We start from the raw sequence: 14,478 nt of genomic DNA, 5'->3' as shown, positions 1-14,478 counted from the left end.
CACCCTATCTTTCTGTTCTACTATTTAATACTTCAGCAATATGCATCACTTTCACTGGTTCGCCCACTCTATCAATTCGACCGCCAATATTCATTAAACAGCCACCGTCAGCGCCAATTAAAAGCTCTGCTCCTGTTTCATTAATATGGGCTACTTTTTCATCTACCATTTGCTCTGAGATGGCCCCCATCTTTACAGAAAATGTTCCACCAAATCCACAGCATTGACTTTTATTTGGCAATTCTGTAAACTCTAATCCCTTTACATGTGATAATAATTTCATCGGCGCTTCTTTTACACCTAACAATCGTGTCATATGACAGGAAGTGTGATAAGTAGCTTTCGCCTGATAGCTTGCGCCTACATCCTCAACTTTTAACACATCAACGATAAACTCTGTTAATTCATACGTTTTTTTAGCTAATTTTTTCGCTTGTGGCCCCCAATGTGGATCGTCTTTAAATATATGCTCATATTCATGAAACATATAGGCACATGAACCAGATGGACAAACTACATATTCAGAATGACTAAAGGTTTCTATCATCCTTTTCATTGCATCCCTTGATTCTTTTACGTAACCACTATTGTAAGATGGTTGACCACAACATACTTGATTTTCAGGAAAATCCACCTCACAGCCAAGCCTTTCTAATAATTCTACAGTTGCTACCCCTGCTTTACTGTTAAACATATCGACTAAACAGGTAGCAAAAAGTGAAACCTTCATCTTAAAAACCCCCTTATCGCGCTAATAAATAATCAGATAACTACTATCTATCGTACCATTGTTTGTATATTTATTAAATTCTAAATATTAATACGTTCTATTCATAAGACGAATAAAAGATGTATCTTTTAAGGTAAAAAGAACGTTTCCAATGGTAAGCTAGATGAAGGAGCCATTGTAAAGGTGAAGAGAACGATGTATATCATTCATTACTTAGGAATGTACAAAATGAAGGGAGACCGGCAAAACCCATTTTTCTAAAGCTTTCATTTTGTACTTTCCAGTTGAGAAAGACAGAGATAATCCTGCAGTTACGTGGATTCTACGGGAAGCGTGCCAGCATTTCAGCTAGAGTGAGTGAGCCATACATTATCCTATTCACTTCTTATGAAATGCCTATATTTCACATTGTTGCTGAGGCCATTTTTCTAAATCTGTTGTTTGAAATTGCACTTTTCTCAAAATTTTTTTATACTCCACCAACATTTGTAGCATCTATTTCGTTATCTATATGAAGCTGAGAAGAAAAACTACTTTTCCATGGAATAAAGGTGATTGTATTGCAATCTATTTATATATCATTGCGGGATGATTTATATAAATTTGCTTCGTCTATTGCTTATGATGAGCATGAAGCACAGGATTTGATCCAACAAGCTTTAGAAAAGGCCATGCATTTAGATGATTTGTCTTCTTGGCCAAAATATAAGCAAAAAGCTTGGTTTTACCGTGTCATGAAAAATCAATTGATTGATCAGCGGAGAAAATTCAAACGAGAAATGAATATTGACCAAAATGAAGAAGTAATTTTACCTACCTTTATGAAAACCTCAATTGAAACGGTAGAGTTACTTAGTCAATTATCAGCTATTGAAAGTGATATCATTTTCAAAAAATACTGGATTGGTTTAAAAAGTGATGAAATTGCTATAAAGCTTGGTTTATCAGCTTCAACTGTTAGGTATCATTTAGCAAAAGCAATGAAAAAACTACGAAAGATCTTAGAGGAGGAACAATAATAATGGGAAAAAAATATAGTAATGTCGGGGTTTTAAATCTTATCCAAGCAACTGAGGAAAGCATTCAAGAAATAGAAAAGATTAATAATGTAGGGTTACTCGTCTATTCACAAAAGAATGCATACCTCGTGCCAAAATTAAATGTAAAAAATATTGGCCAAACCATTATGGTAGAGAAGAATGTGAAAATGGCTAACGGTGTCTACAAGGTTGATTCTGCTTATTTAAAAATTGTAGATGACAATGAAACGGTGTTTATCAATGGAGCAGTCATTGTGAATGTAGATGTCACACTAGAAGAACTTCTGCAAAAAAACATCACATTTATTGTCAACGGTATCATCTACTCTCCATCTCACTTGAACGGCGCTATTCAATCCAAATTATTAACAACAAATGGTACATTAGTCAGTTATGAAGGGCCAGAACCTAAATTAGAAAATGGAAACCTTCATTTAACAACAGGATATTTAGAAGGGTTACGTGAAGGCACAAATCTATTAGTAAACGGGATAATAACAATTGATGAGCATGTTGATTTAACATTATTGAAGGAAAAGATCGCGAGGTTAGATATTAACGGTACGATTCGTTATTATGATTTTCAACAACCTTTAATCTCAGGAAAATTAAGTATTAACGGTAACCAAAACATTATCCCAAAAGGCTATCAAGTACTCTCAACTCAAACCCATTTAAATAAACATAATATTAAGAGATATAAACAACAATCGATTTATACAACTAAACCTATATTTATTGATTCAACTATAACTAGAGAAGGATTGAATGAAGCATTCTCTTCTATTCATTCTTTATCTTATATCTTGTGCCCAGAAGGTACAGAAGATATTCTTTTTGAAAAATTAGCCAATCTCGAAAATGAAGTTTTTGTTTATGTTAAAAACTATATAGCAGTAAAAGAGGAGACATGGTTTTCGACTAACTTTAAGCAGTTAGATCCACAAACAACAATAATCATACAAGATCAACTAACAATAAATGACACGTTAACTCATGCAGATATTGACCATATCTCAGAAATTATTTTAGCAGGGGATATTTTAGTTGTAGATGAAACAACAAAAGTGATATTAAAGAAAAAGATCAGTCAATCTTTTAAAGGTGAAATACATGTTTTACAAGATCATGATGAGCAAATAGCAACTAATATTGGCGAACTTGTTTTATAAACCATGGATCATTATACTCTTGAAATAGCGAAAATCAAAATAGAAGAATTGCTGAGTACAGTGGAAACTCGCACTCGGCAGTTCCCTTCATCATGGCAACCACAAGAAGTTGCGCGTTCCATATGGGAAATCAGAGGATACAGTAGGTTATTTATCTCTTATTGTCTATCAATGATTGGTCAATGGTTTGATATGGTAGCAATTATGGTCCTATTTGGATATGTATGGCAAACGAGTTCTTTTCTACTTGCTTTCATACCCATTGCTTATGCTTTACCACAAGTTTTATTTTCTCAATTTTCTGGCATCTTTGTACAAAAGCGCAATAAAATTATCCTTATGGGATGTGCTGATTTAGTAACGGTTTTCTTTACAATTTTGCTATTCTTTGCAAACACTCCTTGGTTAGCACTCATTTTATTGGCACTTCGATCTTTTGTCGGTACTGTTCACTTTCCTGCTCAACAAGGTTTAGTTCATGAGCTCATTCCAGCTCATTTAAAACTAAAGGCCGTTTCTTGGAATGGAGGTGTGAATCAAGCAGCAAAAATCATTGCACCATTAATAGGTGGTGCATTACTCACCTTATTACCTGCAAAACATTTACTACTATTTAACGCATTCGCTTTTATGATTTCTGCTTGTTTATTATTTTCTTTAAGAAAAATCATACAAACAAAAGCAAAGTATACACAATCACCGCGTGAAACAGTTGACAATACATTTTTAAATCAATGGAAAAACAGTTGGAAAAGTTTATATCGTGCTCCAACTTTAATGATTGTCTTATCATTAAATATAGTAGGAATGTTCATTATCCAATTAGTTGATGCACAATTCCCTGCGCTATTTCAACTAGTTGCGCCAACAAAACCTGCATATATGACATTATTGATTGCAAGCATTGGATGCGGTTCAGTATTAACAATCTATATCATTAGTAAAAAAGAAAGGTTTGTGCGCTTAGAGAGATGGCTTAGTTTAGCCCTTCTTAGTCTTGGTTTAGGGTTTACTGGCCTTGGTTTTTTAGAAAAGGGCTTTTCCCTTAGCTATATTCTCCTCCTTGGTTTCTTGTGCGGAATAGGAACTGGCATTTCTATTATTATTACTAACTATTGTATACAAACAATTCCACAGGAAGACGAAGTGAGTTCCATTGCTGGTATTTATCAGTCATTAACAAGTTCGACGATTTTCATCTCTCCTCTTGGGGGAGCCTATCTTATTCACCTTTTTGGGATTCAAAATATATTCTTAGTAAGTGGCTTATCTCTTATTATTTTAACTTTTTTACCTTTTCTCATGAATAAAAAGACAGCTATTTACACATTTGTTAAAAGTAATAAAAGCTAGGTACAACTATGTGTACCTAGCTTCTACTTAAATAAATTTTGTTTGATTTTTACACAAATGGGTAAATAAGTAGGACAGAAATAAATAGGAGTGTTGATCATGTTAACAACAGCGGAACAACTTCTTTTTCTTCGTGATTTATACTATTTAAAAAAACTCCTACAAAAAACACCCAAACATCAAAGAAAGACAAAGGACCAAATAGCTGAGCAGATTCTATTGATAGAAAGTGTTGTACAGTTTAAGATAAAAAGTTAGACTGGATTGAACAACACTTCTGTCCTCATTTTTATAAAAAATTTAGCATACCTTTTCATTTACCCATTAAAGATTCTTTCTAATCATCACATATCTTGAGCAATTGAGGTTAAATTCTCTGCTGTAAACGCTACCTCTTCAAACCCTTTTCCTAAAAGATGGACTACGTTAACAATTCCATCGATTTCTTCCATAATCTTTTGATTCTGTTGCATCGTATCTTTCATTGTACCAACAATATATTCAAAATGTTCTTCTGTCGCCTTCATATGAGATTGACCGTTTTGGACTGTATTACTTACTTCTTGAAGTGATTCACTTAATTTATCGATTTGTCCATTTGTATTAGCGATTAATTGTGAGACATTTTCTACAGACGATCTTGTTTGATCCGAAAGTTTTCTCACTTCCTCTGCCACTACCGAAAACCCACGTCCATGTTCGCCTGCTCTAGCGGCCTCAATAGCAGCATTGAGGGATAATAAATTCGTCTGACTCGATATATCCGTTACAATTGTAGTAATTTCATGCATTTCATCCATTACATACAATAAACTTTTAACATCTTGTTTAATTTCTGCAACAGAGTCGACAATCGTCAACATTAATTCACCTTGTTCATTGATAAATTGCTTGCCGTTTTCAGCATACTCCTTCGCTTTTAGAGAAAAATCTTGCCCCTTCTCAGCATGCTCGACTACTTCTTCTGCTTGAGCAATTAATTCTTGGAAAGATGCGTTAGTTTCCTCAGAAATGGCTGCAAGGGTTTCTGTTTCTGTTGCTACATTTCCCCTTATTTCTTGTTTCTTATCTTCTTCTCTTGCTTTTAAAGTCTCTATTTCTGTATCATAAGCCTCTAAGACCAGCTGTTGTTCAAAGCTAAAAATTTTCGTTACGGCAGCAATTAGAAGACAGCAATCACGCGAAGTAAGTTCCATCTTTTCTACAAGCTGGATAATCGATAATAATAATCCTTGGAAAGCAGACATATACCATTTTGTTTGTAAGCCTATTTTCACATGTACATGGGCAATCCGTAACCGCTTCGCCACATACTCTTCATTTATTATACCGGCAAACATTTCTTCAATATGTACCCTCAATGTTCCTTTTAAACGCTCTACCGTACTATAATCTTCAATAATTTCAATAAGTGATTGCTCTTTGTAAATATTATCATAGAATTGATTAACTAATTGTTCACTGTGCGTTTGAATGATTGGCTGCATCTTGTTTATGAGACCTAAATCAGTTTCACTTAAATGAATTAATTCCATTTGTCGTGTGAACTTAGATGCGTCACCAAGGTCCAATACACCCTTTCCTTCTTCAACCTCTTCATTTAACTTTTTACTCGTTCTTTTTTTAAACAAACTCATGAATGCTTCCCCCGAATGATTTAATAGGTAAATTATACTATTAATATCGGTTGTTTTTGAAATAATTCCATATTCTTTCATAAATATAAATACCCATCAAATTCAACTTTCTATTCAAAGGTCCTTTTAAAACGAGAGAACATTTTCGATTGTAAAAAGCTCAAATAAGGTAGGAGGTAATTTGAAACAGTATAAAAATAATCACGAAACAGTTCAAATGTGAACTGTTCGTGATTGATTCGATACACTTAATCCATTTCATTATACATCGGTACTTTATACACCTAAATGGACTTTTAATAATTCATCATTATGCAATAGCTCAGCAGGAAGCCCTTGCCAAACGACTTCTCCCTTGTTTAAAATAATCACTTCATCTGCCACACAACAGGCTAAATCAATATTTTGTTCTACGATTAGCATGGATAATCCTGTTTTCTTGACATCTAAAATGATATTTTTAATTTGTTCAATAATAACAGGTGCAAGTCCTTCAGATGGCTCGTCCATTAACAAGAAATCTGGATTAAGTAAGAGCGCACGGCCAATGGCTAGCATTTGTTGTTGCCCACCTGATAATTCATTGCCCATATTCTCTTCACGTTCTTTTAATATCGGAAATAATTGATAAACTTCTTCAATTGTCCATTGTTTTTCACTAGATATACTTTTTCTTTCAGCTATTAACAAATTTTCTTTCACCGTTAAAGAGGGGAAAACCCGTCTCCCTTGAGGGACAAGACCAACACCAGCTTTAGAAATATGATTTGGTGTTCTACCAACAAGCTCTTTATCCTTAAACTGGATGGTGCCTTCCTTAGGAACAACTAGCCCAGCGATAGAATGAATCGTTGTTGTTTTGCCAGCACCATTTCTACCAAGAAGTGCAACACACTGACCCTTCTTCACCTGTAAATTAACACCGTGTAATATATGGCTATGACCATAATATGAATGTACTTCCTTTAGCTCAATCATGACTCAACGCTCCTCCACCAAAGTAAATTTCTTGGATCATTTGATTTCCTCGAATTTCTTCAGGGCTAGCCGTCATCATCGCTGTCCCATGGTGAAGGACAGTGATTTTATTAGCCAAACTAAACACAACTTCCATATCATGTTCAATAATAACCAAAGTAATATGATCAGGTATTTTTTTGATTAGTTTAACAAATCTACTTGTTTCTGTTGGCGACATTCCTGAGGTCGGTTCATCCAAGAGTATAATTTCCGGATTTGTACTCAATGATAAAATAATTTCTAATAAACGTTGTTCACCATAGGAAAGTTCTTTGACCAATACAGTACGGCGCTCTGTCATTTCCCACTCTTCTAGTAATCTATGACACTCTTCTGCTAAATCATTATAATTTTGCATAGGCTTAAACATATTGAGTCGATATTTCTTTTTCCCCATAATCGCTAAACGTACATTCTCTTCAACTGTTAATTCCTCAAAAAGATTATTCTTCTGAAAAGTTCTCCCCATCCCCTTCTCGGTTCTTTTAAAGGAAGGAATATGATCAATACGCTTGCCCGCTAAATAAACTTTTCCTGAAGATAATGGCAATGTACCATAAATACAATTAAATAAAGTTGTTTTACCAGCTCCATTGGGGCCTATAATCACATGACGTTCTCCCTTATTTACTTCGATATTGACACCTTTTAAGATATGCAATGCCTTAAATGATTTATTTAAGTCTTCAATTTTCAATAATGTCATCAGCTTGCTTGCTCCTTTCCTTTAACATGTTTATCTACAGGAGCATTCCGAGATGATTTAAATAACTTTAAGCCAAATGTCGCAACAAACTGGAGAAGATGCAATATCCCTCCTCTTTTTAGGAGAACAATTGCTATGAATAATAATCCTAAGATAAGCGGCCAGCGATCTGTCATCGTACTAATATAGTTTTGTAGGAAAACAAATGCCCCAGCACCTAATGCCGGACCAAAAATCGTACCCATACCACCAATAAAAACCATGATCATTACTTCTGCACCCATATGCACACTGAACAGTGCCGGAGAAACAAATTGTGTTTTATAAATGTATAAGCCTCCAGCTAAACCTGCCATACTACCGGCAATTAAATAAGCAAACATTTTATAAGTCTTCGGGTTATAGCCTAGAGCAATCATTCTGCCTTCATTCTCCATCATGCCTTTTAGCACTTTGCCTGCTGGGGCATTAACAAAAAGTTTCAAGAGAAAATAAGTAAGAACAAAGAAAAATCCCATCATGTAAAATAAACCGATATTAGAAGTAATCTCTCCAAAACCAAAATTAGCTGTCAAACTTGCACTATAGCCATCATTTCCACCCCAGAACTTCATTCTTGAAGTAATTAAAAATAAGACTTGAGTAAAAGCTAAGGTAATCATTAAGAAGAATACCCCTTTATTACGAATAGCAATATAACCTGTAACGAGTGAGAAACAAAGTGAAATTAGTATAGCTGCACCTAAAAGTAAATAGATATTTGCTGTATATTCACTCAAAATAGCAACGGTGTAAGCACCTAAACCGAATAGTGCACAATGTCCTAATGATGGCATTCCTCCAAAACCCATAATCAGACCCAAACTCATTGCAAAAATAGCGAAAACAAGAATTTCTGTTGATAAATACACCATAAATGGAGAAATGATGTGAGGCAGAATTAAAACAGTGATAAGCAAAAGAATAGTTGATAATAATGCTTTTTTCATGATTCCACCCTTCCGAATAAACCTGTTGGTTTAACCATTAAAATTGCAACCATTAATATGAAGATAAAGCCATCGCAAACGTAGGCATATAAATTCTTCCGAAAATATCGACAAACCCAACAATCATTGAAGCAATAAAAGCACCTTTCCAACTGCCTAAACCACCAATAATGACGACAATCATTGAATTAACAAGAATCTCCCATTCCATCATCGGGTACATTCCAAGTATAGGTCCACTTAACACACCCCCGAAAGCAGCCAAAGCAGCACCAAAGATAAACACCCCTGAAAAAATGATTTTCACATTAAACCCAAGTGCTGATACCATTTCCATATCATCTACACCTGCTCGCACAATCATTCCTACTCTTGTCTTTGCCTCAAAATACCAAAGAACGAAAGCAAACAGAATTCCCATAGCAATGACAAATAGACGATAAGCAGGGAATGTCATTCCCACAAAATCTAGTGAATAGTCAAAGAGTGCTGGTACTGGGATAGAGAGAAAATTACCTCCCCAAATCCATAACGCTAAATCACCGAGTACAAAAACGAGACCAACAGTTAGCAACACCTGATCAGTTTCACTTCCATGCACTCTCGATATAAGTAATTTTTCAATAATTAGAGCAAAAATGGAAATCACAATGACTGCCAAAACCATCGATAACCAAAAATTCATTCCGCTCCTAGAAAACGAATAAGCAACATATCCTGCGAGTATAAAAAAAGATCCATGGGCAAGGTTCATAATCTTCATTAAACCAAAGATAATGGAGAGACCTGCAGCCATTAAAAATAACAACATGGCATACGCCAATCCTGAAACGGTGTTAGCAATAAAAAATTCCACTTGTTCGACTCCCTTCAGAATAAATAACTACGAAGAAATAACTTCCTCTGTATATTTTTTGGAAAAGGCATTGATGGAGTATCATGCCTTTCCCCTTACAACTCTTTTACAGGTAAAGAGTCCCTCTTAAATCTTATTTTGCTTTCTCGTATCCAGGATCTTCTGCCGGCATTTGCACTTTTTCATACGTACGAACGAGTTCAAAGACGATTTCTCCATCTTTCTCGGCACCTTTTAAAATATAGTGATTTTGGATTGGGTGATTCGTTTTTGGATCTAACTCAATTGGTCCACGAGGGCTATCAAATGACAAACCAGCTTTTAAAGTTTCAATAATATCGCCAACTTCTGTACTACCAGCTTTTTGAATTGATTCTGACATCACTTTGGCCGTATCATAGCCGTTAATAACATAGTTGTCGGGCACTTTATCATACTTCTTGGTATAATCATCAACGAACTTTTTGTTTAACTCATTTTCTAAACCCACATGATAATGAGACAGTGTATAACCATTAACTACTGCATCACCAACTGCTTCAACTGTTGATGGGGCATTCAAAACAGAACCACCATCGACAAGAGCGTAATTCTTAGCTAATCCAAATTCCTTAAATTGTTGCACAAATCTCGGACCGTCCGCACCTGGTATAAACATAAATACAGCATCAGCATCATGCTGTTTAATTTGATTAATATAAGAAGAAAAGTCACTAGTACCCGAAGGTGCCCAAAGAATATCTAACACTTCTCCCCCATGCTCTTTAAAATTCGCAGAAAAGTCAGTCGCCTGTTCATGTCCAGCCACATAGTCAGAAGCAATAACGACTGCTTTTTTACCAATATTTTCAGCCATATCAACCCCTAATGTGCCTGCATAATTGAGAGAGGAAAAACCAATTCGCCAAACATAATCACTTTTGTCTCCCCATGATAAGCTATTACCTGAACCGACTACATTAATAATTGGGACACGCTTATCTTTTTCAGCAGCTTCTGTGAGTGCATATGAAATACTACCAATTGTACCTCCTCCAAGGAAATCCACTTCCTGATTCAGAGTTAGTTGTTGATAGTTCTTCAAGGCTTTTTGAGGATCTCCAGCATCATCCTCGAAAAATAATTCCACCGGTCTATCACCAATTTTGTAATCATTCTCTTCGAAGAAAAGCTCTACCCCTTCTTTCACCCCTTCACCCATAAAAGCAAAATTGCCTGTTAAAGCAAGTGTAAAACCTAATTTAATTGACTCACCTTCACCATCTCCTGACGCTTGTCCACCACCACTCCCACAAGCTGCTAGAAGCATACTTAGAACTAACATAATAGCCAATAACGCCCTTTTGTTTTTCTTCATTTACCCTTCCCCCTTATTCAAAATTTTCAGACCTTTTAAACCAAACCAACTACGGAATTTTTGTTTCGAATAGAAAACACTGTTGTCGCAGTGTTTTCTTGTCATTTATTATAGTGGATAAGAAATTGTATGAAAAGACTAAATTTTTTATAAATTAAATATATTTAGAATAAAGTTTTATTAGTAAATCTTTATACTCATTAATTTTTAATAGATATCTGTTTTTCCATAACTTTTTATTATTTAACAAAAGAAAATAACAGTATATTTTTTATTAAATCTCATGTTAAAACATCTTACATAACTATCAATATACTGATAATAATGGAAAAATAATTACAAATATAAAAAAACAAAAGAGCATCAATGTTTTAAATAAAAAACACCGATGCTCTTTTGTTACATAATTTTTAAAGTAAGAAGTGTATCATAACTCCTTCTGACATATCCTTGACAACTCTTAACTTACTAAAGCATTTAACGTTAATGTATGGGTGTTTTATCACATCCCACACAAAGAAATTCTGTTCATAGCCACTTATCACCAAATTTCTCCATATTGCTTATTACATATGCTCCCTTTTACTTCACTCGTTACACTTTTTTTAAAATTTATTCCAATTGAACAAGTTAAATTGAAAGTAATTCAAACTTTAAAATAAATACCTTCTTGATTCCACTTTTATTACATGGGCTTATACACATTATTTTTCATTTTCATATGGACAAATGTCCAACCTATTTTCACCTGAGTGAATAGGATGTAAAGACAAATTACCCAAGGAAAGGAATGACTAGTTTGGAGCAGCTTATTACACCATGGGATTTAGATGAGACATTAGCTGATTTATATGTGCCACCATTTATTGAAGAAATGGCTCAACAAGTGATTAAACAATACAATTTTAATGTGAGTAGCATGGAAGTTATTACAACAAAGGCAGATAAGGGTGGACTTATATGGAAGATCAATACGAACATAGGACCCAAAAGTTTAAAAATACTCCATCGGAAACCCTCCAGGAGTTTATTTAGCATTGGTGCACAGGAATATTTAGTTAATGAAAAAAAGGCTAGAATACCACCGATTGTAAAGACAAAATCGGGTAGCAATATAGTGGAAATGGGAGGGAAAATCTGGTTTGTTGCCGATTGGATTGAACCTCTATATCAAGTATCTGCCGATATTGAAGGAGCAAAGCTATTGAGTAACGCTATTGGAGAGTTCCATCAACTTTCCAAAGGGTATGTTCCTCCTAAAGGAGCAGAGAATGCTTCAAGACTTTTACGATGGCCAAATGCATATAAAAAAGTAGTGAGAAAAATATCTTGGTTTAAAAATGTAGCTAACTTATATTCAGAAATGCCCACGAGTAAGACGATCTTAAGTACAGTTGATATGTTTGAGGAGCAAGCAAAAAAGGCATTGACTATGCTGGAGCAATCCTCTTATCAACAGTTGGTCGCAAAGGGAAATAAAGAATGGGGATTAGTCCATCAGGATTATGGATGGTCGAATGGACAAATGGGACCTGGAGGTATGTGGATTATCGACCTTGATGGTGTAGCCTATGATTTGCCTATTCGTGATTTACGCAAACTCATATCTGGTTCTATGGATGATCTAGGAAGGTGGGATATTGATTGGATAGTAGGAATGCTAGAAGCGTACAATGAAGCTAACCCTATCACTGACGAGTTGTTTGAGATTCTCTTGATCGATTTCTCATTACCAAATTTATATTATAAAAATGTAAAAGATATGCTATTCGAACCAACCATAGCATTAAATAGCGATTTGGATGCTATTGTCCAGCGAATCGTTGAAATCGATAAGACCAAATGGCCAATTCTTGAGCAATTACGTAAAGAATGGAGAGGGGGAAAAAGGAAATGAAAGTGCTAATAGTCTGTACAGAAAAACTTCCAGTTCCACCGGTAAAAGGAGGAGCAATACAAACATTCATCGCTGGAGCTATTCCAAACTTAAGTAAAAACCATTCTATTACAATAATCGGAAGAAACGATGACACATTACCCGATAAAGAAATAAAAGATGGTGTTCATTATGTAAGGGTTCCAGGAGGATTATTGGAGACTTACAGGGAAGGTGTTGTAGATTATCTTAAAAACAATACTTTTGACTTAATTCACATTTTTAACCGCCCCCGTTTAGTATTACCAATACGAGAAGTGGCACCAAACTCACGACTCATATTAAGCATGCACAATGATATGTTCAAGAGGGAAAAAATAGATACTGAAGAAGCCCAGAAAGCAATTGATCAATTAGATAAAATTATTACCATTAGTAATTATATTGGTAATGAAATAGTAAAGCTTTACCCCGATGCCCAACCTAAAATTCAAACAATTTATTCAGGAGTGGATTTAGAGCGATTTGTTCCAACGTATTCTGTCAAGGGTCAAAGGATTAGAGCTTCCATGCGTCAAAAACACAAACTAGAATCGAAAAAGGTAATTTTATTTGCTGGACGACTTTCAGTGAACAAGGGAGCAGATATACTTTTACGATCCATGCTAGATTTGGCTAAAAAGCATCCTAATGCGGCCTTGGTTTTAATGGGAAGTAAAGGCTTTAGTGATAATAGAATGACCGATTACATTGCTTATATTAAAGCGATTGCAGAACGCCTTCCTATACCTGTTATAACTACTGGCTTTGTTCACCCTGATGAAATTCAAGACTGGTTTGCTACTGCTGATATATTCGTTTGTCCTTCTCAATGGGAAGAGCCGTTAGCACGAGTACATTATGAAGCAATGGCGGCTGGGTTACCCATTGTGACAACTGCTCGTGGAGGAAACCCTGAAATAATCGAGATTGGAAAAAATGGGTTTATCGTTGAGCAAGCAGATGACCCTCGAGAATTTGTAGCTCATTTATCCAAATTACTTTCCAGTCCTTCTCTCTGTAGAGAAATGGGTCAATATGGTCGTAGCTTTGTAGAAAAAAATCATAATTGGAATCGAGTCATCGACGATATTTCCCAAGTGTGGAGCGGGATTGATTATAAAATTAAAAATAACGTTGACATTAGTAGTACTTCTAACATGAATGGCGAGAAAGAAGAACAACTGTTAACCAAAAAAGCTGTAGCTGAGAAGATTTCGCCTATAGAGAAAAAACCAATCCGACCAAAACAAAAGCAGCCAATTAAAAAGATTACTACTGCTTCGATACCATGGATTAATAAAGAAATATTAGCTAATAAAGCAAGCAACTATTGAATCTTAGACTGAATCAACGTTGAGGTAGAGAAACTTCCTCGAAAATGACGAAGCCGTTGAAATTTTACAATCATAAAATTTCAACGGCTTTATTTAAATAGAAATAAGGAAAACTTCTGATATGGTAAAGTGACTGTAACAAGATAAAATTAGGAATAAGGGTCCTACTGTTTAAAGATTAAACACAATGAAAAGTCAGTTTGCCTTTAGATTTAGAAATGATATTCTTTAAAAGTTATTGCTTATGTACAAGAAGGCTTGCTAGAATATGACCGACGAATGATGCTTAAAATCACCTGATCACCTACACACCAACAGTTTTTATCGGTCGCAAAATTTTGTTTTTAACTGTCATTATTAACATCA

The 14,478-nt window shown here is 35.0% G+C and carries 13 protein-coding genes; 6 read left to right on the top strand and 7 right to left on the bottom strand.

Annotated features, from left to right (window positions below):
* Positions 1-4: 4 nt before the first annotated feature.
* On the bottom strand, positions 5-730 hold the full coding sequence (locus U9M49_RS14830) for a (Fe-S)-binding protein (protein ID WP_095370057.1): 726 nt from the start codon (positions 728-730) through the stop codon (positions 5-7).
* Between the two features lie 551 nt (positions 731-1,281).
* Between U9M49_RS14830 and U9M49_RS14825 the strand changes: the two genes are divergently transcribed.
* The 4 genes from U9M49_RS14825 (at position 1,282) to U9M49_RS14810 (ending at position 4,553) form a co-directional block, all read left to right on the top strand.
* Positions 1,282-1,749: an RNA polymerase sigma factor gene (locus U9M49_RS14825; protein WP_233435280.1), complete on the top strand. Its 468-nt coding sequence runs from the start codon at positions 1,282-1,284 to the stop codon at positions 1,747-1,749.
* A gap of 2 nt (positions 1,750-1,751) precedes the next feature.
* Positions 1,752-2,942 (top strand): hypothetical protein, encoded by a 1,191-nt coding sequence (locus U9M49_RS14820; RefSeq protein WP_322910054.1) that lies wholly within the window; start codon positions 1,752-1,754, stop codon positions 2,940-2,942.
* A 3-nt stretch (positions 2,943-2,945) separates the two neighbouring features.
* Positions 2,946-4,295, top strand: a complete 1,350-nt coding sequence (locus tag U9M49_RS14815) for an MFS transporter (RefSeq protein WP_322910053.1) — start codon at positions 2,946-2,948, stop codon at positions 4,293-4,295.
* A gap of 99 nt (positions 4,296-4,394) precedes the next feature.
* Positions 4,395-4,553: a hypothetical protein gene (locus tag U9M49_RS14810; RefSeq protein ID WP_157733759.1), complete on the top strand. Its 159-nt coding sequence runs from the start codon at positions 4,395-4,397 to the stop codon at positions 4,551-4,553.
* Between the two features lie 86 nt (positions 4,554-4,639).
* Here the strand turns inward: U9M49_RS14810 and U9M49_RS14805 are convergent, their stop codons facing one another.
* From U9M49_RS14805 to U9M49_RS14780, 6 genes are all read right to left on the bottom strand, one after another.
* Complete coding sequence (locus tag U9M49_RS14805) at positions 4,640-5,932, bottom strand: globin-coupled sensor protein (protein WP_095373500.1); 1,293 nt, start codon at positions 5,930-5,932, stop codon at positions 4,640-4,642.
* Between the two features lie 276 nt (positions 5,933-6,208).
* On the bottom strand, positions 6,209-6,910 hold the full coding sequence (locus U9M49_RS14800) for an ABC transporter ATP-binding protein (protein ID WP_095370060.1): 702 nt from the start codon (positions 6,908-6,910) through the stop codon (positions 6,209-6,211).
* Entirely contained in the window at positions 6,903-7,658 is a 756-nt protein-coding gene (locus U9M49_RS14795) for an ABC transporter ATP-binding protein (RefSeq protein ID WP_095370061.1), read from the bottom strand. Before U9M49_RS14795 ends, U9M49_RS14800 begins: the two co-directional genes overlap by 8 nt.
* The gene (locus U9M49_RS14790; protein WP_322910052.1) at positions 7,658-8,647 is read right to left on the bottom strand and encodes a branched-chain amino acid ABC transporter permease; all 990 of its coding nucleotides are present in this window, start codon (positions 8,645-8,647) and stop codon (positions 7,658-7,660) included. Before U9M49_RS14790 ends, U9M49_RS14795 begins: the two co-directional genes overlap by 1 nt.
* Before the next feature lie 52 nt (positions 8,648-8,699).
* Entirely contained in the window at positions 8,700-9,503 is an 804-nt protein-coding gene (locus U9M49_RS14785) for a branched-chain amino acid ABC transporter permease (RefSeq protein WP_322910051.1), read from the bottom strand.
* A gap of 133 nt (positions 9,504-9,636) precedes the next feature.
* On the bottom strand, positions 9,637-10,860 hold the full coding sequence (locus U9M49_RS14780) for an ABC transporter substrate-binding protein (RefSeq protein ID WP_322910050.1): 1,224 nt from the start codon (positions 10,858-10,860) through the stop codon (positions 9,637-9,639).
* Between the two features lie 799 nt (positions 10,861-11,659).
* Here U9M49_RS14780 and U9M49_RS14775 point away from each other — a divergent pair.
* Both U9M49_RS14775 and U9M49_RS14770 read left to right on the top strand, forming a co-directional pair.
* Positions 11,660-12,757, top strand: a complete 1,098-nt coding sequence (locus U9M49_RS14775) for a CotS family spore coat protein (protein WP_416337098.1) — start codon at positions 11,660-11,662, stop codon at positions 12,755-12,757.
* Positions 12,754-14,112, top strand: a complete 1,359-nt coding sequence (locus U9M49_RS14770) for a glycosyltransferase family 4 protein (RefSeq protein ID WP_095370063.1) — start codon at positions 12,754-12,756, stop codon at positions 14,110-14,112. Before U9M49_RS14775 ends, U9M49_RS14770 begins: the two co-directional genes overlap by 4 nt.
* The last annotated feature ends 366 nt before the right edge of the window (positions 14,113-14,478 follow it).

Origin of the sequence: Cytobacillus sp. OWB-43 (assembly GCF_034651445.1) — a bacterium.
GTDB lineage: Bacteria > Bacillota > Bacilli > Bacillales > Cytobacillaceae > Cytobacillus > Cytobacillus kochii.
The sequence above is the reverse complement of the archived record's forward strand: the minus strand, read 5'-3'. Positions and strand labels throughout refer to the sequence as shown.